The sequence below is a fragment of the Paracoccaceae bacterium genome (genome assembly GCA_012103375.1).
Lineage (GTDB): Bacteria > Pseudomonadota > Alphaproteobacteria > Rhodobacterales > Rhodobacteraceae > WLWX01.
The window spans coordinates 905,535-928,035 of record WLWX01000001.1 but is presented as its reverse complement, the minus strand read 5'-3'; the positions used below and the strand labels follow the sequence as shown (position 1 = coordinate 928,035).

Here is a 22,501-nt window from a genome sequence, read left to right as displayed (position 1 = left end):
AGGGGCGCAAGACTTTGCCCTGTCTCTTTTTCACAAATACTCATTTCCGACGCCTGCCTCACGCGGCCACCTCGACCTTGGTGGCGCGTTCAGTCACCTCACCGATAACATGGGACAATTCCTGACCGCGCGCACGCGCCGCGAAGGTCAGGGCCATCCGGTGGGACAGGACCGGCGCGGCCATTGCGGCCACGTCATCGGCAGAGGGCACCAGCCGCCCGTCCAGCAAGGCGCGGGCGCGCACGGTCAGCATCAGCGCCTGCGCAGCGCGGGGCCCCGGGCCCCAGCCGACGCCGTCGCGCACAACCTCGGGCGCGTCGGGTTCTTCGGGGCGGCAAGCGCGCACCAGGTCGAGGATGGTTTCCACCACCGCCTCACCCACCGGCATCCGGCGCACCAGAGTCTGCGCGGCCATCAGGGATGCGGTGTCGAAGACCTGGTCTGACTGCGCCTCATCCGTGCCGGTGGTGGCCATCAGGATGTCACGTTCCGCGTCGCGCGCAGGGTACGGCACGTCGATCTGAACGAGGAAGCGGTCCAACTGCGCCTCAGGCAGCGGATAGGTGCCTTCCTGTTCGATCGGGTTCTGGGTGGCCAGCACATGAAACGGCGCGGGCAGCGGGTGCGGCTGACCGGCGATGGTCACGCTGCGTTCCTGCATCGCCTGCAACAGGGCGGACTGGGTGCGGGGGCTGGCGCGGTTAATCTCATCCGCCATCAGAAGCTGGCAGAACACCGGGCCCTCGATGAAGCGGAACGCCCGGCTGCCGTCGTCGCCGGTTTCCAGAACTTCCGACCCAAGAATATCCGCCGGCATCAGATCCGGCGTGAACTGCACCCGCGCCCCGTTAAGGCCCATGACCGTGCTGAGCGTTTCCACCAGCCGCGTCTTGCCCAGGCCCGGCAGGCCGATCAGCAGCCCGTGACCGCCGCACAACAAGGTCGACAACACCAGATCAACCACCCGGTCCTGCCCGATGAACCGCCGCGCGACCGAAGCACGGGCCGCCGCCAGCTTGTCACCAAGCGCTTCGATTTCCTGGACCAGTTCGGCAGTGTTTTCGGGGCTCTCGACCATGACATCTCTCCGCGGGTGACTATACTTGGTTGGGCGACATTAGACTGGAACTTAAGGCGCTGCACAAATGGCAAAAGAAAAAGGCGGTGAAATGGCATCACAAAAGGGTGTAACGCCAAGCGCAGAGGGGTTGGCCGACGCTGCCAGGGCCGCCGGAACGCGCGGATTACCGCCAGTGCATCTGTGGAACCCTGATTTTTGCGGCGACCTGGACATGCGAATTGCGCGTGACGGGACGTGGTTCTACCTCGGTACGCCGATCGGGCGGGCGGAACTGGTGCGGCTGTTCTCGACCATCCTGAAGTTGGAGGGCGGCAAATATTACCTGGTCACTCCGGTCGAAAAGGTCGGAATCACCGTCGACGACGCACCCTTCGTGGCGGTGGATTTTGAACGGCGTGGCGACGATCTGGTATTCGAAACCAATGTCGGGGATTACGCGGTCGCCGGGCCGGAGAACCCGATCCGCGTGGTGCGTGACCCAGAAACGGGAGAGCCTGCCCCCTACGTCCACATCCGCGCCGGGCTGGAGGCGCTGATTGATCGCAAGAGCTTCTATCGGCTGGTCGAGATTGGAGAGCATGCAGACCATGAAGGCGCGCGCTGGTTCGGGTTGCGGTCCAGCGGGGCGTTCTTTCCCGTGATACCGTCGGACGAATTGGTTTGAGGCGACGGGTGGCGCCAATCGGAAGCTTTTGGCCGATTCTGTGGAAAAACAACGTGTTGCGGGCGCAGAAAGTAGCGATTTGAACATAGCGCGAGCGCCTTTCTGATCAGGCTTTGCGCGTTTGCTGCGGTGCAGGAAAGATCTTTGCCAGTTTGCGAAGGTTTTGGGCAGTGGCGGCGAGCAGGAATTCGTCATTTGCGCCGCATGGTCCACGTAATCGGAGCCGTCCCAGGCCGAGAATGCGCTTGAGGTGGGCAAAGAGCATTTCGACCTTCTTCCGGAGCTTCACCGAGATCTTGTATTGCGGCGTTTTGGCGATTGCGCGGGCGATGTCGCGAGCGTCCTCATGTTCCTCACGGGTGATCTTACGGGCGTCGGCATTCGGGCAGCACTTCGGCTTGGAAGGACAGGATTGGCAGGTGTGCTTCAGCGCTTGGTACTTGGCCACGCCCTTGCCGGTTGGGCCGCGATTGGGGTCGGAGTAGTTTCGGCGGAACTGCTTCAGAGCCTCGCCTTCCGGGCAGATGTATTGATTGTTCTCGGCATCCCATTCGAAGTCAGCTCGGGACCAGGTGCCATCGGTGCGCCCGGCTTTGTCGAAGACCGGGATGTGCGGTGCGATCTTTTCACCCACCAGCCATCCGAGCATGGGTCCCGATCCGTAGGCGGTGTCGGCGATCAGCCGTTCGGGATGAAGATCGAAGCGCTCTTTGGCCCGCTTCAGCATCGTCTTGGTTGACCCCACCTCGGCTTGACGGATCGACCGTGTCGCTTCCACGTCGACGATGACACCATGATCGGTATCGATGAGATAGTTGTCGGAGTAGGCAAAAAATGCGGGACCCTTACGCGCCGCCGTCCACTGGCTGGCTGGGTCGGAATAGGACGTGAACTTTGGCTCGACCGGTGTCGCTGCTCCGAATGCGGCCTCATCCAGAGTGTCGAGATACTCGCGGACCGCGCGGGGTGCAGCGTCTGCATCGATCCGCGCAATGTCCCATTCTTCCTTTGGCGCAGAGTACTGCTTGTTGGCATCCGCCTCGATCAAGCTGGCATCGACGGCCAGGCGCTGACCGCTGACGAGACCTTCGGCGATGCATCGCGCGACCGTGGTCTCGAAGAGATGGCGCAGCAGCTCACTCTCGCGGAACCGACCATGCCGGTTCTTTGAAAAGGTCGAGTGATCCGGCACCCGATCGGCCAGGTCGAGCCGACAAAACCACCTGTACGCGAGGTTCAAGTGTACCTCTTCACAGAGCCGCCGCTCGGACCGGATGCCGAAGCAGTAACCGACGATCAGCATCCGGATCAGCAGTTCAGGATCGATCGAAGGACGACCGGTGTGGCTGTAGAAATCGGCAAGATGGGCGCGGATGCTGCTCAGATCGACGAAACGATCAATCGATCGCAGCAGGTGATCTTGCGGGACATGGTCTTCCAGCGAGAACTCATAGAACAGCGCCGCCTGTGCTTCCTGCCTCGGTCCCATCATGGCTGATCCTCCCGCTTGTTGAGAGGATTGAATCAGCGCCATAGCCCTCGATCAAGCAGGAGTTTTTCAACAAAATTAGCCGACTCATGACCCTTATATCGAAAGCGGATCGATCTACGACGATTTTGCAGTTTCTCAATTCTGGACCTGCTCTGGGGGAATTTTTGGGGGAAGAAGGCAGACATTTTCTGGAAATATGTATAAATAACAGCATCTTAGTGGAATTGAATGGCGCGCTGGGGAGGATTCGAACCCCCGACCCCTTGATTCGTAGTCAAGTACTCTATCCAACTGAGCTACCAGCGCGCGAGTGGGGTTGATCTAGCGATGGTGCGGCGCGGTTGCAAGGCCGATTTGGGTGCAAAATCACTCGGCCGCGGCGTCCAGCATGACCACCGACTTGGGCAGGCGAATGCGGAAGACCGTGCCGTCGGGGCCGGTGCGTTCCAATTCAAGTGCGCCGCCGTGGCCGCGGATCAGTTCGGCGGCGATGGCCAGACCAAGGCCGCTACCGCCTTTGCGGGCGTTGCCCTGAAACGCCGTGAACAGATGCTCCTGCGCCTTGGGGGGCAGGCCGGGGCCGGTGTCGGCAACGGTCACGGTCCATTCGGTTTCGGATTCTGCGCCGACGACGCTGATCTCTCCGGGGCGGCCACCGGCGACGATGGCCTGACGGGCGTTGCGCACCAGGTTCGAGATGACACGGTACAGCTGTTCGCCATCGGCGCGTACGCTCATGCCCGCAGGCAGGTCGTGGCAGAAGGTGACCTCGGCGTCGCGGGCCGACAGGCGTTCGCTGTCGAACACATCCGACACGATGGTATCGACCGGCACGATATCCAGGCGCGGCGCGGGTTCTTCGGCGCGCCCGAAGGCCAGCGTGCTTTCACACAGGTTCACCGCCCGACTGATCGAGCCGAGCAGCTTCGGGACCGTCTTGGCCACCGCCGGATCCTGCGACAGCTCCATCCGGTCGGCAAACAGCTGCGCCGTGGTCAGGATGTTGCGCAGATCATGGCTGACCTTCGCAACGGCGGACCCGAGTGAGGCGAGGCGTTCCTTCTGCTTAAGCGCCCCGGTCAGTTGCGTCTGCATGGATTGCAGCGCGGTTTCCGCATCCAGCAATTCGCGCACGCCTGCCGACGGCTGGATGATGCGGCGCGCGTCTTCCGGTGCAGAGGCATAGGATGACATCGCGTCGACCACGCCCTTGATCGGTTTGACCAGAAACCAGCGCACGGCCAGGAACAGCAGCAGCGCCGTGATGATCGAGATCACCGCCGACAGCAGCAGGATGTTGATGCCATAGTCGATGATCGCGGTCCGCATCGGGCCGTTGGCCATGGTGACCTCGATCAACTGCCCGGCGTCCTGTACCGGGCTACCGACGACGCGGATCACCCGATCCCCCGGCGACATCAGGCAGACAATCGCGTCGCGAATCAGCGTCCAGGCACCAGGGTCGCGCAGATCATAGGTCGCCATCACCGGCGACGGGATGTCCGAGGACAGCATCAGCTGGCGCACCTCGTCGCGACGCAGAACGACGTTGTAGACCCCGGCATTCTGCAGCAACTCGGCCTCCAGCTTTTCCTCGATCATGTCGTTGGCCAGCAGCGCGAGTGAGGCGATCTGCGCCCGTTCCAGCCGCAACAGCAGATAGTCTTCGCGAAAGCGCGCGACCGAGGGCACGAAGATCAGCACCTCGGCCAGCATTACGAAGACCGTGGTCAGGATCAGGAAGCGACCAGAGAGCGAGTTCAGCATCATGGCCCCTGATATAGGCTATGGCAGGAATTTTTGCACGGTCCGAACGACCCATTTCACTTTGGGATTGTCGAACAGCCGGGGTGAGAAATAGGCCCCTGCCGCGCGCTTGTTGATCTCTCCCAATGTGGGATAGGGGGCGACCATCGCGGCGACCTGGCTCATCTTCATTTTGTTGGCAATCGCCAGTGCCCAGACGCCGATCAATTCGCCCGCCTGCGCCCCGGCAATCGAGGCACCGACGGGGCGGCCTTTGACGACCATCACCTTGATCAGCCCGGTGGTTTTGCCTTCGGCAATGGCGCGGTCGTTTTCGTCATAGGGGAAGCGGACGACCTCCAACATGTTGCCGTGTTGGTCTTGTGCCTCGGCTTCGGTCAGGCCGATCTGGGCGAGTTCGGGGTCGGTGTAGGTGACCCATGGGATGTGGTCGGTGCGCTGCTTGCTGGGCAACCCGAACAGGGCCGAACGGATGACGATACCTGCGTGATACCCTGCGACATGGGTGAATTGCAGCCCGCCCGCCGCGTCGCCAACGGCATAGACCTTGCGATTGGAGACCGAGCGCAGCGAGGCATCAACCTTCACCGCCCGGTCGTGGTCGACGTTCGCTTTGCCGAGATCCAGCTTGTCGAGGTTCACTTTGCGGCCCACCGCCATCAACAGATGAGAGCCCTTGAAGATCGTGCCATCCTTGGTTTCGACAGTGATGTCGCCCTCGGTCCCGCTGACTTTGGCGGCCTGCTGGCCCTCGTGGATCTCCATCCCTTCGGCGCGCATCTTGTCCAGGATGATCGCGGCCAGTTCCTGGTCATCCTTGCCCATGGCCTTCAGACCCTCGATCACCGTGACCTTGCTGCCTAGGCGCAGATGCGCCTGCGCCATTTCGATACCGATGGGGCCGCCGCCGATGATCAGCAGATGCTCGGGGCGTTCCTTCAGGTCGAATATGTTCTCATTGGTGTAATGCGGCGTGGCCTCGATCCCCGGAATTGGCGGCACGAAGGGGCCGGATCCGGTGGCGATGACGAAGCGGCGCGCCTCGATCACGTTTGATCCTGCCTGGACCTGCGTGGGCGAGATGAACGCCCCGTATTCGCGGATGACGTGGACGCCAAGCCCTTCGAACCGTTCCTGGCTGTCGACCGGGGCGATGGTTTCGATCACGCGGTGGACATGGTCCTTGGCGGCGGCATAGCTGACTTCGGGCATCACGGGGGTCACGCCGAAGGGCTTGCCGGTCTGCATGGCGTGGGCGTGTTTGCCCGCCGCGATCAGCGCTTTGGAGGGAACGCAGCCATAGTTCAGGCAATCGCCACCCATCTTGTGGCCTTCGATCAGGACCACTTTGGCCCCCATCTGGACCGCACCGGCCGCGATGGACAGGCCGCCCGACCCTGCGCCAATGATGCAAATATCTGTCTTGATCGTCTTGGTCATCGTCACAGGCCTTTCTTGCCGCGCACGGCTTTCAGCAGGATCGGCAGGGCGGCAAGTGCCGACAGGCCCAGGATCGGGAACAGAATCTGAGGTTCGAAGATAATGCCAAGGTTCGGAGTTTCGCCGCGTGCAAAGACCTCACCCAGCCCGGCACCGACAGAGGTATAGACAACGCCGCCCGGAATAATGCCAAGGAAGGTCGAAATCACGAAGCGGCGCAGCGGCACCTCGAGGAACGAGGGCACGAGATTTGCGATGAAGAACGGCACCGCGGGCACCAGACGGATCAGGAACAGCATCGACCACTGATTCTCGTCAATGCCGTCCTTGATCGATTTCACGATCCCGTCCGACCCTTCGAGTTTCGCGCCAAGGCGTTCCCCGAAGCCCCAGCGGGCGGCCTGAAAGATGCAGGTCGCGCCGATGGTGGCGGCGGCGACATTGAAAAGCGCTCCGGGGAAGGTGGCGAACAGGAACCCTCCGGTAAGGGTGGCGATGGTTGCGCCGGGAAGCGAGAAGGCGACGATCACGATATAGGCGGCCATGAAGGCCAGCACCGTCATCAGATAGTTATTGTCGCGAAACGCGATCAGCGCCTCTCGGTTATCCGCAAGTGTCTGGAAAGACAGGTAGTCTCTCAGCGTGAAGGCGCCAATTACGGCGACAATCGCGATGGCAATCAGCGGCAATCGCCGGGTCCAGCCGTTGGTGGATGTGGTTTCGGTCATATCGCTCATCGCCTTTGATCCCTGGTTCCGCATTCGTAAGCTTGGGGCGAACATGCGGTCAAACTTGCGCCACCGATAGGCTGATCACGCCGCGTTGATCGGCGGTGACCGCAAAGCGGTTTGTTGTGACAGGAACGCCGGAACCTGAAACATTGCGGCGCGATTTGTTGCAGGAATCGGGTTTGCGAAATACGTGGCCGATTCCGCGCCGGGCGCGTTGACAGCATCCGCGCCTACCACTAGAGAGCGGGCTTGGAATTAAGTCCGGCGCGCCGCTGAGCGATCAGAGGCCCCGACGATAGTACGGAGACGATGCGATGAAGCGCACATTTCAGCCCTCGAACCTGGTCCGCTCGCGCCGCCACGGGTTCCGCGCCCGCATGGCGACCAAGGCTGGCCGCAAGATCCTGAACGCGCGCCGCGCCAAGGGCCGCAAGAAGCTGAGCGCGTAAAGCGCTCACCCCCCGGATATGACCGAGGCATCACCGGCCCCGCCCAGCGATCCCGCAGGCGGGGTTGTTCGCGTTGCGCAGGTGCTGAGCAAACGCGCCGATTTCCTGAAAGCTGCGCGTGCGCGGCGCGCGGGAACCGCCTCTTACACTTTGCAAGCGCGTAAACGACACCCGGATGAAGCTGATCCCGCCCTGATCCGCGTCGGATTCACCTGTTCAAAGAAGGTCGGCAACGCCGTCGCCCGCAACCGCGCCAAGCGCCGTCTGCGCGAGGTTGCGCGGATGGTCCTGCCAACCGGCGGGCAGCCGGGCTGGGATTACGTGCTGATCGGGCGGCCAGATGTGACCGCCAATCATCCCTTCGACGCGATGCAGGACGACATGCGCGCCGCATTGTCAAAGGTTCACCGATGAGTCCGCTTGCCCACGCCCTCAGCTGGTTGGTCAAAGCGTACCGGCTGACCCTGTCGCCCTGGCTGGGAAATTCCTGTCGGTTCGACCCGACCTGTTCGGCCTATGCGCTGGAGGCGCTAAAGCGCCACGGCGGCCTCAAGGGCGGTTGGCTGGCGGCGCGACGGATCGGGCGCTGCCATCCCTGGGGCGGGTCCGGCGTGGATGATGTGCCGGATTAAGCAGCGGAGGGGGCCCGTTTGACTTATATTATCCATCAAATCACGCCACAGAATCTGGACCTGCTCAGCACTGTTGCGGTTGACGTGTTCGACCGTCAGATCAACGCTGATCTTCTGCGCAACTATGCCTCGGCCGCCAATGCGCTGATGTTTGTGGCAACGATTGACGCCGCGCTCGTCGGGCAGATCCGCGCACATATTATCCTGCACCCGGATCAGCCGAGCGAATTGTATATCGAGAACCTCGGCGTGACCCCGGCCCACCAAAGGCGCGGACTTGCGCGTGCGCTGATCACCGCGCTGCTGGACCTGGCGCGCAGCCGTGGCATCAGCGATGTTTATGTGGCAACCGAACCGGACAACAAGATCGCACAGGCGGTATATGTGGCAATGGGTTGGCAGGCGTCCTCAGCCACCTTCTTCAGCGGAAAATGCTGAGGCTTTTCTATCGCGGTTGGCGCGCCTAAAAGGGCAGAATGCTCGACGATCCTGAAATCCACGCCCTGTTCCATGGCGCACCGAAGACGACCGAGTTCCGCAAGCTTCGCAAGCGGCTGGTACGTTACGTACGTGAGGCGATTGACGCCTATGGCATGGTCGACCCGAATGGCCCAAGGGCGCGCTGGCTGGTGTGCCTGTCGGGCGGCAAGGACAGTTACACGCTGCTTGCCGTTCTGCACGAGTTGCAATGGCGCGGATTACTGCCCGTCGATCTGCTGGCCTGCAATCTGGATCAGGGACAGCCGGGGTTTCCGGCCACCGTGCTGCCCGAATTCCTGGAACGGATGGGCGTGCCGCACCGGATCGAGTATCAAGACACCTACTCCATCGTTATGGACAAGGTGCCCGAGGGTCGAACATTTTGCACGCTGTGTTCGCGGCTGAGGCGTGGCAACCTGTACCGTATCGCGCGCGAGGAAGGCTGCGACGCCGTGGTTCTGGGCCATCACCGCGACGACATTCTGGAAACCTTCTTCATGAATCTGTTCCATGGTGGCCGGCTGGCCACCATGCCGCCCAAACTAGTGAACGAGGAAGGCGACCTGTTTCTTTATCGCCCGCTGGCCCATGTGTCCGAGGCGGATTGCAGCGCCTTCGCAGCCGCGATGAATTATCCGATCATCCCCTGCGACCTCTGCGGCAGTCAGGACGGGCTGCAACGTCAGCAGGTCAAGGCGATCCTGGACCAGTGGGAGGCCCGCAGCCCGGGGCGCCGGCAGGTCATGTTCCGCGCGCTTACGAATGCGCGGCCTTCGCATTTGCTGGATGCCAAGCTGTTTGACTTTGCTGGTTTGGCGTTGGGCGCAAAACCGGGTGAATTTGACTAAAATTGCATTGATTTGGCGCGACGCCATTAACCTGTTCAACGCAACACATCCCTAGAGCATGGTCCATTTAATCTGCAACATATCCGGCAGCCTTGAAGAGGTTTCTGCATTCTTCTGGTGGAAAGAGGTCGCAGGTTTGTGCGACGGATTGGAACAGCGCGTCGAAGGTACGTGCTTTCAGCCGTCGCAGATGTGCTTTGAGCTTGGCGTATGCCATTTCGATAGGGTTCAGGTCGGGGCTGTAGGGCGGCAGGAAGAGGAGCCAGCTTCCCTGCGCTTTCAGGATGGCCTGTGCCTTTGCGGATTTGTGGGACGACAGGTTGTCAGCGATCACGACGTCACCTGGCTGCAAGGTCGGAACCAATTGGGTTTCAATGTATATGTCGAAGGCGGCGCGGTTCATGGGGCCGTCCAGAACCCAGGGTGCGCTGAGTTCATCCATCCGCAGCCCGGCGATGAAGGTTTGCGTGCGCCAGTGGCCGAAGGGCGCGTCCGCCTCAAGCCGAGTCCCCCGGAGGGATCGGCCCCGCAGGCGTGTCATCTTGGTGGTGACGGCGGTTTCGTCGATAAACACCAGCCTATGCGGCTCACGGCGCATCCTCGGCATCCGACGCCGCCACTCGTATCGCGCGGCGCGAACCCGTTTGCGCAGCCTTTCCGTTGCGATCAGCTATTTTTTTATATGTGAACCCAAGGCGATGAAGCAAGTGACGCGAGAGCATCGCCGGTGTGGCGATTAGGTCATGCTCCTGCTTCAACGCTTCGGCCAGCTCCGGCATGGTGATGTCCGGTTCAGCTTGCACGCGTAATTTCAACCACTCGGACGCCGCGTCCAACTTGCTGCGTCGAGGCCGTCCTTGAGGCGCAGCTTTCACGCCGCCGGTTCGCCTTTTGCGCTGCATGATCCGCACCGCGCTCGCGACCGATATCCGCAAACGCCGGGCCGCCTCATGGCAGGAAAGTCCTTCATCTACCAGCGCGACGACGCGCTCTCGAATGTCCAAAGACAGTGATTTCCCCATGATCCACCTCCACATTCGGTGAATCACAAAATCAGACCTCTGGGAATCCCATCGATTCAGATTTCAAGGACGGCGCTCTAGCGTTCATCACAGCCCCGGCCATTCTGCTTGGGGCTGAAAGGGTGGACCCCATGCGATCAAAACTGCGCCACACACGCAACGTTGTTCAGGCCGCAAGTCGGACTATTCTGGCTGGTCCGCAAGCTCTGGCATTCGTTCCTGCGCTGACATTGGCCGGATTCTGGCTGGGTGGTGAAGGACTGCTTGTTTTGCTGGCCCTCCTTCTACCGGCGAGTTTCGCCCTGGTGCGTCAGTCGCGCGCCCCGATCAGCTGGGATGACATGCCGCGCGATGGTCTGACCGGCCTGCCGCTGCGCCAATCTGCGCTCGAACGGCTGGACAGGTTTCTGCAAAACGGAACGCAGTTGGACCTTTCGACGGCCTGCATGGCGCTGCGTATGGATAGGTTCGAAGACCTGGGCGGCAAACACGCGCAGGCCTTTCGCGACACTGTGCTGATGCGCGTGGCTGAGCGTTTGAAGGCTGCGGTGCGCGGTAAGAATCTGCTGACACGGCTGGAAGGACCGAATTTCGCCGTCGTGCTGGACCCGATTCCCGGCGCGGATCTTGAGACGCTGATACAACTTTCCGCCCGCATTCAGGGCGAGATCGCCAATCCGATCGTGGTTGAAGGTGTGCGCGTCTATGCCACCGTTTCGATCGGCTTTTGCCAGCTGCGCCATGCTCCGGATCAAACCGGTGAAGCAGTGATGACCGCCGCCGGGCACGCGCTTGGCGATGCCGCAATCAGCGGCCCCGGCGCAATCCGCGCCTATACTCAGGAAATTCACCGCGCTACGGTTGAGCGCACCAGCCTGACGGCCGAGGTTGAGCATGCATTGGCCAACGGCGAAATCTGCGCCTGGTTTCAGCCGCAAGTGTCGACGGATACCGGCCAACTGACCGGGTTTGAAGCGCTGGCCCGATGGAACCATCCGAATCGCGGCATCGTTCCGCCCGCGGACTTCCTGAGCGTTATCGAAGATGGCGGCCTAAGCGAACGCCTGGGCGAGGTGGTGCTGTACAACGCCTGCGCCGCGCTGCGCGAATGGGACAAGGCCGGGATCACCGTGCCCCGTTGTGGGGTGAATTTCTCTCCGTCCGAGCTGCGGAACCCGCGGCTGGTGGACAAAATCAAGTGGGAGCTTGACCGCTTTGACCTTGAACCGACGCGCCTTGGGATCGAAATTCTTGAAACCGTGATGTCGCAGGAATCGATTGACGCCATTTCCCGCAACATATGGGCGCTTCAGGAACTTGGCTGCTTGATCGAATTGGATGATTTCGGCACCGGCAGCGCCTCGATCGCCAATATCCGCCGTTTTGCCGTAGGCCGTATCAAGATTGACAGGTCGTTCATCACCCATCTGGACACGGATCGCGAGCAACAGAACATGGTGGCCGCAATTCTGACAATGGCAGAGCGGCTGGATCTTGAAACGCTGGGGGAAGGTGTGGAGACCGCTGGCGAGCATGCGATGCTGGCACAACTCGGCTGCGGCCACGTTCAGGGCTTTTCGATTGGACGCCCGATGCCGATCGCAGACACATTCGCCTGGTATGAGCGTCACAAATCCAAAGTGGCGCAAGCGCCGCAACTGGCAAAGCCCACAACAAAGCCACGTTCTGCAAACCGCGCCGACAGTGCCGCATCCGCGAAGTCCAATCTGCCACAGGGGCGTCCCGGTAAAACGGCTTGACCTTTAGGCCCCTGACGGGTTGAACCTGCCTGATCCGAGAAAGCGACAGGTGGCGGCCCGATGGACGACCAGAACAAGAATCTGATACTGGCAACGGCGCTAAGCTTTGCCGTCATCGTGCTATGGTTTGTCCTGTTCCCGCCGCCCGAGCCTGAGGCGGTGCCTCAGGACGCTGAAACAGCACAATCCACGGCCACGACCCCCAGCGCCGCACCCGCAACGCCCGGCGCAACCGCCGGCGCCGATGCTGCCGTCACTGTTGCCGCCGAGGCTGAAGGCACCCGCCTTCCGATCGCCACCGAACGCCTGGCCGGGTCAATCCTGACCACCGGCGGGCGGATCGACGATCTGACCCTCAGCGGTTATCGCGAAGAACTGGAACTTGACGCGGAAACCGTTCGCCTGTTCTCGCCCGTCGGGCAACCCAACGCCTATTATGCGTTGCACGGCTGGTCACCTGCAGGCGACCTTCCGTTTGACGCGGTCCCAAGCGCTGACACGCAGTGGAGCGTGATCGAGGGCGCCTCGCTGGGTGTGGGAACGCCTGTGACACTGGGCTGGGACAATGGTCAGGGCCAGCGCTATACCAAGCAGATCGCCGTTGATGAAAACTATATGTTCACCATCACTCAGACGGTCGAAAACACCGGGGCCGCCCCGGTGCGCATGGCCCCATACGGGGTTCTGGCCCGCCACGGCGAACCGCAGGACCTGTCCGGTTTCTTCATCATCCATGAGGGCCTCGTCCAGATGTCGGATGGTGAGCTGAACGAGACCAATTACGACAAGATGCCCGACTTCGACTTCGTCGAACGCGAAGGCGCGCGGGCCGAGGTGACGCAGGTCGCCGAAAACGGCTGGATCGGGTTCACCGATCACTACTGGATGTCGACGCTGATCCCGTCGCCCGGCACCCCGTTCAAATCGGTCGCAAAATACGACGCACGCTCGGACGTCTACCAGACGGAAACCGTCGCCCCGACCCTGACCGTAGCGCCGGGCGAAACGGCCCAGGTCGTTACGCAGTTGTTTGCGGGCGCCAAAGAATGGGAGATGATTCGGAACTACGAAAAAAGCGGTATCGACGGGTTCCTCGACAGCATCGACTGGGGCTGGTTCTTCTTCCTGACCAAACCGATCTTCGCAATGCTGCACTGGATCAACGGCATCATCGGAAACATGGGCTGGTCGATCATTGTGCTGACCCTGGTGATCAAGGCGATCCTGTTCCCGCTGGCCTATAAATCCTACGTCTCGATGGCAAAGATGAAAGAGCTTCAGCCCGAGATGGAAAAGCTGAAGGAAAGCGCCGGCGACGATCGCCAGAAAATGCAAAAAGGCATGATGGAGCTGTACAAGAAGAACAAGGTGAACCCGGCATCCGGTTGCCTGCCAATCCTGATGCAGATCCCGATCTTCTTTTCGCTCTATAAGGTGATCTTCGTGACGATCGAACTGCGGCATGCGCCGTGGCTGGGTTGGATCAATGACCTCAGCGCGCCTGACCCCAGCTCGATCCTGAACCTGTTTGGTCTGCTGCCCTGGAGCACGCCCGAGGTCGGTTCGATCTTCTTCATATTCTCGCTTGGCGTCTTGCCGATCCTGTTGGGCATTTCGATGTGGCTGCAGCAGAAACTGAATCCGTCGCCCTCGGACCCGACGCAGAAGATGATCTTTGCCTGGATGCCCTGGGTGTTCATGTTCATGCTGGGCTCTTTCGCCAGCGGGCTGGTTATCTATTGGATTGCCAACAACACGATCACCTTCACCCAGCAATATGCGATCATGCGCAGCCAGGGCTATAAGCCTGACCTTTGGGGCAACATCGCCAGCGGCTTCAAGCGCAAAGCCAAGGAAGACAGCTGATGGCGACTGTCGCCCATATCTGGCGACACCCGATCAAGTCGCACGGACACGAATCGATCGCAGCCGTGACGCTAAGCCCCGGGCAAACGATGCCCTGGGATCGCCACTGGGCGGTGGCGCATGAAGCGGCCAAAACCTCCGGCGGGGAATGGGCACATTGCGTGAATTTCTCGCGCGGGGCCAAGGCGCCCGGACAGATGGCCATTTCGGCATCCCTGGATGAGGCGACCGCCCGCGTTACACTGACCCACCCGGATCGCGACCCACTGGAGTTTGCGCCCGACGACAACCCACCGGAATTCTTCGATTGGGTGCGCCTGTTGATGCCCGATGACCGCGCAGCCTCGGCCAGAATTGTCAAAGGCCCGCGCGGCATGACGGACAGCAAACTCGCCTCGCTCAGCATATTGAACCTGGCCACGCATCGCGCTGTCGAAACGCAACTGGGCAGATCGCTGGAAAAACGCCGGTGGCGTGGCAACATCTGGCTGGACGGACCGGACGCCTGGGAAGAATTCGACTGGATCGGTCGAAAGATCCGCATCGGAACGGCCGAGCTTGACGTGCGCGAACGCATCAAGCGATGCGTTGCCACGACGGCCAACCCCAATACCGGAAAACGCGATGCGGACACGCTGGGCGCGTTGCAATCGGGCTGGGGCCATCAGGATCTGGGTATCCACGCTGTCGTCACGAAGGGCGGCGACCTGCGGCTTGGTGATACGGCCGAAGTACTGTGACCACCCTGCCCTTCCCCATCGCCGCACCGTCCGAGGATGCGCTGGCCGCCGGGGATCGCCTGTTCCGCCAACCTACCGATTTCGTCAAGGGCGTGGTGGCCATGGACGGCCTGCCGCCCGATGACCGGATCGAGGTTTGTTTTGCCGGACGTTCGAACGTTGGGAAATCCACCCTGATCAATGCGCTGACCGGCCGGCGCGCGCTGGCGCGCACCTCGAACACGCCCGGGCGCACGCAGGAAATCAACTTCTTCACCGCCGCCGACAGTCACTATCTGGTCGATCTGCCCGGATACGGCTTTGCCAAAGCGCCCCTGAAAGAGGTTGAGCGCTGGCAGCGCTTGCTGAAAAAATACCTTTCCGGGCGCGCCAGCCTGCGCCGCGCTTTCGTGCTGATCGACGCGCGCCACGGCGTGAAAGCAGTGGACGCCGATATCCTGAAACTGCTCGACACATCGGCCGTGGCCTTCCAGACGGTGCTGACCAAGGTCGACAAGCTGAAAAAGGGCGAATTGGACAAGGTGCTGGCGCAGGTGCGCGCCGCGCTGCAAAAGCACCCCGCAGCCTTCCCCGAGATCATCGTCACATCCTCGGATCAGGGTACCGGCATCGACAGCTTGCGCGCGATCATTGCCACGCTCGACTGACTTGTCATCTCAACCGGTTGAAAACACCGCCGCCGGAGGCCAGTTTTTCGAGCGATATTTCCTCACCCGCTTCGTGCTTGAGCGCCCGGCCCCTTGCGCGTACCAAGGCAGATGACATGAAACCGCAGGACGCCATGAAACGCGATTGGATCGCCACCGCCAGCACCCTCAGCCAGGCTCTGCCCTATTTGCAGCGCTATGACGGGGCAACTGTGGTTATCAAGCTGGGCGGCCATGCGATGGGCGACGCGGCGGCGATGGAGGCATTTGCGCGTGACGTGGTCCTGATGAGCCAGGTTGGCGTGAAGCCGGTCATCGTCCACGGCGGCGGACCGATGATCAACCAGATGCTGGGCAAGCTGGGCGTCGAAAGCCAGTTCGTCGGCGGCAAACGTGTCAGCGACGAAGCCACCGTCGAAGTCGTCGAAATGGTGCTGTCGGGTCGCGTCAACAAGGGGATCGTGCAGGCCATCAACAACCAGGGCGGGCGCGCGATTGGCCTGTCCGGCAAGGACGCGAACCTGATGGTCTGTGATCCTGCGGACGCAGCACTCGGATTTGTCGGCGAACCTGCCGAGGTTGACGCCAGCGTTCTGCGCCAGATTGCCGAACAGGGCATGATCCCGGTCATCGCGCCGCTGGGCGCCGGGCGAAATGGCGAGACGTTCAACGTTAACGGCGACACGGCGGCTGGCGCGATTGCGGCGGCGCTGAAGGCGGATCGCCTGCTGTTGCTGACAGATGTGTCGGGCGTGAAGAACGCCGATGGCGAGGTTGTGACCGAAATGACGCCCGATCAGATCCGCGCAATGACGGCAGATGGCACCATTGCAGGCGGCATGATCCCGAAAACCGAGACCGCGCTGGCCGCCATTGACGGCGGTGTACGCGCGGTGGTGATCCTCGACGGGCGGGCACCGAACGCCTGCCTGCTGGAATTGTTCACCGATCACGGTGCCGGATCGCTAATCCGCGCCGACTGAGGGCGCGAACAGGCTTGCGCCAGACGTTCGGCCCGCGCAGGCTGCGAGGATGGACGACACCGATACCCTGCGACTGGGCGCCTTTGCGGCAATCTTCGCGATATTCGCCACGCTGGAAGCGATGGCACCGCGCCGCCCGCGCAACCAGCCGCGTCCGAAACGATGGACAACAAACCTGGCAATCCTGGCGATTGATGCGGTGCCCCTGCGCGTCATGGCAATCGTCGTGCCATTGCTTGCCGTCGGGGCGGCGATGGATGCGGCCGCGCGCGGCGTCGGGCTGTTCAACATCCTCGGATGGCCCGGATGGGTCGAGTTTGTCTTGGCAGTGCTGCTGCTGGATCTGGCCATCTGGGCGCAACATCTGGTAACCCACAAGGTGCCGGTCCTGTGGCGATTGCACCGGGTGCATCACGCAGATCGCGATATGGACGTAACCACCGCGATCCGGTTTCACCCGGTCGAGATTGCGCTGTCGATGGCCCTGAAGATCACGCTGGTCTATGCGCTTGGGCCCGCCGCCTGGGCGGTTGTGGTGTTCGAGGTGTTGTTGAACGGCACCGCGATCTTCACCCACGCCAATCTGGCGTTGCCCAAACCCATCGACCGGGTCCTGCGGACTGTGCTGGTGACGCCCGATATGCACCGGGTGCATCATTCCGACAAACGCGTCGAACATGACAGCAACTATGGTTTTGCACTGTCGCTTTGGGATCGTCTGTTCCGCACCTACCGCGCGCAGCCAATGGATGGGCATGACGCAATGACTATCGGCCTTAGATGGCAGGATGATCAACCGGCGCGCCTGGGCTGGTCATTGTGGTTGCCGTTTCGCAGATGAGCGTTTTGCAGATCATTTCGCAGGCCGCGAAGGCGAAAAACCTCGCCATCTTCGGCCATTGCGAAGTTGCGCCCGGTGACGGGCTGGACGATGCGCGCGCACTGGTCCTACTTGGCCCCGCCGAACCGGGGTTCTGGGCGCATGTGACCAACACGCCAGAATTTCTGGACGGCGCGCCCGACCCGCTGGACCGTTGGTCCGCCCGGGTCATCGGGGCGATTGCTGCCGGGGTTGGTGGTCGCGCGATCATGCCCTCTGGCGGGGCACCCTGGTATCCGTTCATTCAATGGGCCATGCGCAGCGGGCGGGCCTGGCCCTCGCCCGTGACGCTGTTGGTTCATGACCATGCGGGTCTGATGGTCAGCTATCGCGGTGCAATTGCCCTGCCGGAAACACTGGCGAACGAACCAGAGGTTGTGCCGCCCTGTCAAACCTGCACCGGCCAGCCCTGCCGAACCGCCTGCCCGGTCAATGCGCTGTCGGCTGAGGGCTATGATATTGCGGCCTGTCATGCTTATCTCGACACCGAAGCGGGTCAGGATTGCATGACGCGCGGTTGCGCGGTGCGCCGGGCCTGTCCGGTCAGCCAGAGGTATGGCCGCCAAGAAACGCAATCTGCCTGGCATATGAGGAAATTTCACCGATGACACGCACCCTGATCCTGACCCGGCACGCGAAATCCTCGTGGGACAACCCCGGGCTGGATGACCATGACCGGCCGCTGAACGCGCGCGGGCAACGGGCAGCAGCGGCCATAGGCAACTGGCTGAACAGTCGCGGCTATGTTCCGGATGCTGTGGTGTCTTCGACCGCGCAGCGCACGCGCCAGACCTGGGACGGGATCGCGCCCGCGTTTGCCACTCCGCCACAGCCCGACTGGCAGGCGGAGCTGTATCACGCCGATGCGGAAAGGATGCTGGATGTTCTGCGCCGGGCCGAGGGCAACACCGTCCTGATGATCGGGCATAATCCCGGCATCGCCAACTTTGCGCAGAACCTGCTGGCCGACCCGCCAAGCATGCCCGGTTTCATGCGCTATCCGTCAGGCGCGACAACCGTGATCCGGTTTCAGAACGACGCCTGGGCCGGCACAGGATTCGGGGCCGGGCAGTTCATTGATTTCGTGAAACCGCGCGATCTGGAATAAGGTGCAGGCGCGAAAACGCCCGGCGCAGATCACCTGCACCGGGCGGTTGAGCGTTTGCAGTTCTCAGTGACCCAGAATCTGGCTCAGGAATAGCTGTGTGCGCTCGGACTTCGGGTTGTTGAAGAACTCTTCCGGTTCGTTCTGCTCAACAATCTGGCCCGCGTCCATGAAGATCACCCGGTTCGCCACCTGACGGGCAAAGCCCATTTCGTGGGTGACGCAGATCATTTTCATGCCTTCGGCGGCCAGCTCGATCATCGTGTCGAGCACTTCCTTGATCATCTCGGGGTCCAGGGCCGAGGTTGGTTCGTCAAACAGCATGATCCGGGGCTTCATGCACAAAGACCGCGCGATGGCGACGCGCTGCTGCTGACCACCCGAAAGCTGGCCGGGATACTTGCCCGCCTGTTCGGGGATTTTCACCTTCTCAAGGAAATGCATCGCCGTTTCTTCAGCTTCCTTTTTGGGCGTTTTACGCACCCAGATCGGCGCCAGCGTGCAGTTTTCCAGGATCGTCAGATGCGGAAACAGGTTGAAATGCTGAAAGCACATCCCAACCTCGGACCGGACCTTGTCGATGTTCTTGAGGTCGCTGGTCAGTTCCGTTCCGTCAACGATGATCTGCCCCTGCTGGTGTTCCTCCAGCCGGTTGATGCAGCGGATCAGCGTCGATTTGCCGGACCCGGACGGGCCACAAACCACGATCCGTTCGCCCCTGTTCACCGTCAGATCAATGTCGCGCAGCACGTGAAAGGTGCCGTACCACTTGTTCATATTGGTGATCTGGATCGCGACCTCGTCGCTGACCTGCATTTTCGAGCGGTCGATGGTCTCAGCAGTTGCTGTGTCGGCCATTGTTGCGACCTCCTTATCAGTTGGTGGTCTTGAGCTTGCGCTCAAGATACATGGAATAGCGCGACATCGAGAAGCAGAAGATAAAGAATATCACTGCGATGAAGCCGTAAAGCTCCCAGACGATGCCGTTCCAGTTGGTGTCAGACCGGATACCCTGGGACAAGCCCAGTGGATCCAGAAGGCCGATGATCGACACCAGCGTGGTATCCTTGAACACGCCGATGAAGGTTGAAACGATACCGGGGATCGAGATTTTCAGCGCCTGGGGCATGATGATCAGGCGCTGCGCCTGCCAGTAATCAAGGCCAAGGCTGTCGGCGCCTTCGTATTGGCCCCGTGGCAGTGCGGCAAGGCCACCGCGGATCACCTCGGCCATATAGGCGGCGGCGAACAGGGTGACCATGATCAGAACCCGCAGGATGATATCAAAGCTGGTGCCCGGCGGCAGGAAGATATTCAACAGGGTCGAGGCCACGAACAACAAGGTGATCAGCGGCACGCCCCGGATAAACTCGATAAAGCCGACGCAGATCGCCTTGACGATCAGCAGGTCCTACTGCCGCCCAAGCGCCAGCAGAATGCCCAGCGGCAATGACAGACCGATGGCCACCACGCCGATGGTGATCGACAGCATGAAGCCGCCGAAGTCCCGGCTGGCGACCGGTTCGATTCCGATGGGGATGATCCCGGCCAAACCAGTTGCAACCGAACCGCTGAGGAGAAACCACCACAACACCGCCAGCACGACGGCCGATACCAATGCCCCCAGCGACCCCATAACCGGCGCCAGAAAGCGGTTCGCGAAGAACATGATGACAAAGCCAAGCCCAATGCAGATCGGCACCCAGATCGACCCGCCCCACAAAAGCCAGGGCATCAGGAATGGAATGGCTGCGGTGACATACAGCAGCTTGCGCGGTGCGCCGCTGAACAGGACGGGCGCAAGCGCGACTCCGGTCAGCACGAAGGTCAGGATCGGGCGCCAGTAAAGCTCGGACGGGTAGAAGCCGAACAGCAATTGCAGCCAGCGTTCACGGATCACCCCCCAGCAGGCCCCGGCAAAGTGGCCGGTCTTGCCCTGCTCGGCCAGAATTTCGCGACACTGGGTCAACGATCCGGCATTCCAGGTGGGTGAGATGATCCAGGGCAGGATCGCTGCAAACAACCAGTAGATCAGGTACAGCGACACCAGCGTCAGCAAGCTGTTGGACCAGCCGTTGAACAGGTTGGTTCGCGCCCAGCCTACGGGTCCCGCCGCGGTTATCGGCGGCTCCCGCTCATCCAACATCGTCTCACGTACGAACTGGACCGTATCGGAATCTGTGATGCTCATCCTACCGCTCCACCAGTTTGACGCTGTTGTTGTACCAGTTCATCACCGCAGAAATGCTGAGAGAGATGGTCAGGTAGACCAGCATCAGAAGCAGCAGCGTCTCAAGCTCGCGCCCCGTCTGGTTCAGCGTGATGCCCCCCAGCGTGCCGGTGATGTCCATATAACCCACCGCGATCGCCAGGGACGAGTTCTTGGTCAGGTTCAGATAGTTTGAGATCAGCGGCGGGATAATGACCCGCAGCGCCTGCGGCAGGATCACCAGGTTCATCGTGCGGTTCGGGCGCAACCCCAGGGCGAAGGCCGCTTCGGACTGGCCTTTGGAAATCGCCATGATACCGGCGCGCACAATCTCGGCGATGAAGGCCGCCGTATAGAGGCTGAGCGCCAGCCACAGCGCGATCAGCGAGTTGCGCATATGCGTGCCACCCGCGAAGTTGAACCCCTTCAGCGCCGGATAGCCAAGGTGGAAGCCCAGCGCAAACAACAAGGCAATGACCGGACCAAACATCAGCGCAAGACGGACATGCCAGGTGGGCGTGTCCTTCCCCCCTAAAACTGGGCCACTACATTGGTCTTGAGAGGGGAATATGTAATGGCACGGAAACGGCATTCGGACGAAGATGTATTGAAGCTGCTGCGTGAGATTGAGCTGAAGCTGACGGGAGGAAGTGACGTTGCATCGGCGTGTCGTAGCGTCGGCATCAGCGATGCGACATATTACAACTGGCGGAAACGGTTTGGTGGTATGGGACGGTCGCAGTTGTCGGAGATGCGCAGCCTGGAAAAGGAGAATGGGCGTCTCAAGAAGATCGTCGCTGAGCTTGAATTGGACAAGCTGATCCTCAAAGAAAGCCTGAACTACTTAAAGCCCAGGGCCTGACGACTGGGGAGCTCCGTCAGGCCGTTATTCATACGCGCCAAAAGCTCGCGACCTCGGAGCGGAGGACCTGCCGGGTCGTCGGTCTGGCGCGAAGCTCTCTGCAATATCGACCCGCGCCAAAAGACGATGATGCTCTACGGCTCGCTTTGATCCGCCTGGCCAAGCAATATGGGCGCTACGGCTATCGTAAAGTTTCGGAACTCCTGCGCATCGAGGGCTGGCGGGTCAATCATAAGAAGGTTGAGCGTCTCTGGCAGGAAGAAGGACTGCAACTCCCGCAGCGGCACAGGAAGCGCAGACGGCTTTATCACAAGGACAGCTCGATCATTCGCCTCAGGCCGACGCATCCGAACCACATCTGGAGCATCGACTTCGTTCACGACAAGCTCAGCAATGGCCGGAGCTACAAGATGCTGACCGTTCTGGATGAGTACACCCGGCAGGCCCTGGCCGTGGAAGTTCGCAGCAGGATGGGCGCCGAAGATGTTCTGGAGGCGCTATATCCGCTGCTCCTCTGCCATGGCACGCCGGAGTATATCCGCTCCGACAACGGCCCAGAGTTCGTAGCCAAGGCGATGCAGGAGTGGTTGGTTCGCGTTGGTGTTCGACCAATTAGAATCTATCCGGGGTCCCCTTGGGAAAACGGATACAACGAGAGGTTCAACGGCACTCTCCGGCACGAGATCCTCAACGCTGAATGGTTCACAACAACGAAACAGGCACAGATCGTCATCAATCATTGGCTTAAGCAGTACAACCACACACGTCCGCACCAGGCTCTGAACATGCGACCACCAATGCCAGAAACTCTAATCAGAAATGGCCCAGAACTTGGGGGCTAGA

General features: G+C 61.2%; 23 protein-coding genes, 1 tRNA gene and 2 pseudogenes. 16 read left to right on the top strand and 10 right to left on the bottom strand.

The window, feature by feature from the left end:
• Positions 1-58: 58 nt before the first annotated feature.
• Positions 59-1,078 carry an AAA domain-containing protein gene (locus GKR99_04910; protein ID NKB26921.1) on the bottom strand — a complete coding sequence of 340 codons (1,020 nt, stop codon included), beginning with the start codon at positions 1,076-1,078 and terminating at the stop codon, positions 59-61.
• A 91-nt stretch (positions 1,079-1,169) separates the two neighbouring features.
• Between GKR99_04910 and GKR99_04905 the strand changes: the two genes are divergently transcribed.
• Positions 1,170-1,745, top strand: a complete 576-nt coding sequence (locus GKR99_04905) for a DUF1285 domain-containing protein (GenBank protein ID NKB26920.1) — start codon at positions 1,170-1,172, stop codon at positions 1,743-1,745.
• Between the two features lie 106 nt (positions 1,746-1,851).
• Here the strand turns inward: GKR99_04905 and GKR99_04900 are convergent, their stop codons facing one another.
• From GKR99_04900 to GKR99_04880, 5 genes are all read right to left on the bottom strand, one after another.
• Positions 1,852-3,237 (bottom strand): IS1182 family transposase, encoded by a 1,386-nt coding sequence (locus GKR99_04900; protein ID NKB26919.1) that lies wholly within the window; start codon positions 3,235-3,237, stop codon positions 1,852-1,854.
• A 229-nt stretch (positions 3,238-3,466) separates the two neighbouring features.
• Positions 3,467-3,543: transfer RNA gene (locus GKR99_04895), tRNA-Arg, on the bottom strand.
• Between the two features lie 60 nt (positions 3,544-3,603).
• A complete protein-coding gene (locus tag GKR99_04890; GenBank protein NKB26918.1) occupies positions 3,604-5,004 on the bottom strand; it encodes a sensor histidine kinase in 1,401 nt (466 codons plus the stop codon).
• An 18-nt stretch (positions 5,005-5,022) separates the two neighbouring features.
• Complete coding sequence (locus tag GKR99_04885) at positions 5,023-6,444, bottom strand: dihydrolipoamide dehydrogenase (GenBank protein ID NKB26917.1); 1,422 nt, start codon at positions 6,442-6,444, stop codon at positions 5,023-5,025.
• Between the two features lie 2 nt (positions 6,445-6,446).
• Positions 6,447-7,181 (bottom strand): TVP38/TMEM64 family protein, encoded by a 735-nt coding sequence (locus tag GKR99_04880; GenBank protein NKB26916.1) that lies wholly within the window; start codon positions 7,179-7,181, stop codon positions 6,447-6,449.
• Between the two features lie 308 nt (positions 7,182-7,489).
• On the opposite strand from GKR99_04880, the gene rpmH reads away from it, so the two are divergent.
• Genes rpmH through ttcA form a run of 5 tightly spaced genes read left to right on the top strand, consistent with a single transcriptional unit; the run spans position 7,490 to position 9,584 of the window.
• On the top strand, positions 7,490-7,624 hold the full coding sequence (gene rpmH / locus GKR99_04875; GenBank protein NKB26915.1) for a 50S ribosomal protein L34: 135 nt from the start codon (positions 7,490-7,492) through the stop codon (positions 7,622-7,624).
• Between the two features lie 18 nt (positions 7,625-7,642).
• Positions 7,643-8,038 (top strand): ribonuclease P protein component, encoded by a 396-nt coding sequence (gene rnpA, locus GKR99_04870; GenBank protein NKB26914.1) that lies wholly within the window; start codon positions 7,643-7,645, stop codon positions 8,036-8,038.
• Positions 8,035-8,256 (top strand): membrane protein insertion efficiency factor YidD, encoded by a 222-nt coding sequence (gene yidD / locus GKR99_04865; GenBank protein NKB26913.1) that lies wholly within the window; start codon positions 8,035-8,037, stop codon positions 8,254-8,256. Before rnpA ends, yidD begins: the two co-directional genes overlap by 4 nt.
• A gap of 18 nt (positions 8,257-8,274) precedes the next feature.
• Complete coding sequence (locus GKR99_04860) at positions 8,275-8,694, top strand: GNAT family N-acetyltransferase (GenBank protein ID NKB26912.1); 420 nt, start codon at positions 8,275-8,277, stop codon at positions 8,692-8,694.
• Between the two features lie 38 nt (positions 8,695-8,732).
• Entirely contained in the window at positions 8,733-9,584 is an 852-nt protein-coding gene (gene ttcA, locus GKR99_04855; GenBank protein ID NKB26911.1) for a tRNA 2-thiocytidine(32) synthetase TtcA, read from the top strand.
• A gap of 67 nt (positions 9,585-9,651) precedes the next feature.
• Here the strand turns inward: ttcA and GKR99_04850 are convergent.
• Positions 9,652-10,606, bottom strand: a protein-coding gene (locus GKR99_04850; GenBank protein NKB26910.1) for an IS630 family transposase whose coding sequence is annotated in 2 segments (ribosomal slippage) — positions 9,652-10,254 and positions 10,256-10,606 — 954 coding nt in all. Because the reading frame shifts where the segments join, the coding sequence is not laid out codon by codon here.
• Between the two features lie 131 nt (positions 10,607-10,737).
• On the opposite strand from GKR99_04850, the gene GKR99_04845 reads away from it, so the two are divergent.
• The 8 genes from GKR99_04845 to GKR99_04810 all read left to right on the top strand — a co-directional run bounded on the left by GKR99_04845 (position 10,738) and on the right by GKR99_04810 (position 18,590).
• The gene (locus GKR99_04845) at positions 10,738-12,366 is read left to right on the top strand and encodes an EAL domain-containing protein (GenBank protein NKB26909.1); all 1,629 of its coding nucleotides are present in this window, start codon (positions 10,738-10,740) and stop codon (positions 12,364-12,366) included.
• Positions 12,367-12,426: 60 nt separating this feature from the next.
• Positions 12,427-14,232 (top strand): membrane protein insertase YidC, encoded by a 1,806-nt coding sequence (yidC, locus tag GKR99_04840; protein ID NKB26908.1) that lies wholly within the window; start codon positions 12,427-12,429, stop codon positions 14,230-14,232.
• Positions 14,229-14,972: an MOSC domain-containing protein gene (locus GKR99_04835; GenBank protein NKB26907.1), complete on the top strand. Its 744-nt coding sequence runs from the start codon at positions 14,229-14,231 to the stop codon at positions 14,970-14,972. The genes yidC and GKR99_04835 overlap by 4 nt, the downstream gene beginning before the upstream one ends.
• Positions 14,969-15,619, top strand: coding sequence for a YihA family ribosome biogenesis GTP-binding protein (locus GKR99_04830; GenBank protein ID NKB26906.1), 651 nt, complete (start codon positions 14,969-14,971; stop codon positions 15,617-15,619). The genes GKR99_04835 and GKR99_04830 overlap by 4 nt, the downstream gene beginning before the upstream one ends.
• A 116-nt stretch (positions 15,620-15,735) precedes the next feature.
• Positions 15,736-16,602: an acetylglutamate kinase gene (gene argB / locus GKR99_04825; protein NKB26905.1), complete on the top strand. Its 867-nt coding sequence runs from the start codon at positions 15,736-15,738 to the stop codon at positions 16,600-16,602.
• Positions 16,603-16,651: 49 nt separating this feature from the next.
• Positions 16,652-17,443 carry a sterol desaturase family protein gene (locus GKR99_04820; protein ID NKB26904.1) on the top strand — a complete coding sequence of 264 codons (792 nt, stop codon included), beginning with the start codon at positions 16,652-16,654 and terminating at the stop codon, positions 17,441-17,443.
• Positions 17,440-18,090, top strand: a complete 651-nt coding sequence (locus GKR99_04815; protein ID NKB26903.1) for a ferredoxin — start codon at positions 17,440-17,442, stop codon at positions 18,088-18,090. Before GKR99_04820 ends, GKR99_04815 begins: the two co-directional genes overlap by 4 nt.
• Entirely contained in the window at positions 18,087-18,590 is a 504-nt protein-coding gene (locus GKR99_04810) for a histidine phosphatase family protein (protein NKB26902.1), read from the top strand. Before GKR99_04815 ends, GKR99_04810 begins: the two co-directional genes overlap by 4 nt.
• Positions 18,591-18,653: 63 nt before the next feature.
• Here GKR99_04810 and GKR99_04805 read toward each other — a convergent pair whose 3' ends face one another.
• The 3 genes and pseudogenes from GKR99_04805 to GKR99_04795 form a co-directional block, all read right to left on the bottom strand.
• The gene (locus tag GKR99_04805) at positions 18,654-19,445 is read right to left on the bottom strand and encodes an ATP-binding cassette domain-containing protein (protein ID NKB26901.1); all 792 of its coding nucleotides are present in this window, start codon (positions 19,443-19,445) and stop codon (positions 18,654-18,656) included.
• 16 nt (positions 19,446-19,461) lie between these two features.
• Positions 19,462-20,778 (bottom strand): annotated as a pseudogene (locus GKR99_04800) (ABC transporter permease subunit).
• A 1-nt stretch (position 20,779) separates the two neighbouring features.
• Positions 20,780-21,295: pseudogene (locus GKR99_04795) on the bottom strand (ABC transporter permease subunit).
• Between the two features lie 75 nt (positions 21,296-21,370).
• Here GKR99_04795 and GKR99_04790 point away from each other — a divergent pair.
• Positions 21,371-21,658 (top strand): transposase, encoded by a 288-nt coding sequence (locus tag GKR99_04790; protein ID NKB26900.1) that lies wholly within the window; start codon positions 21,371-21,373, stop codon positions 21,656-21,658.
• Positions 21,604-22,500 (top strand): IS3 family transposase, encoded by an 897-nt coding sequence (locus GKR99_04785; GenBank protein NKB26899.1) that lies wholly within the window; start codon positions 21,604-21,606, stop codon positions 22,498-22,500. The genes GKR99_04790 and GKR99_04785 overlap by 55 nt, the downstream gene beginning before the upstream one ends.
• Position 22,501 lies beyond the last annotated feature (1 nt).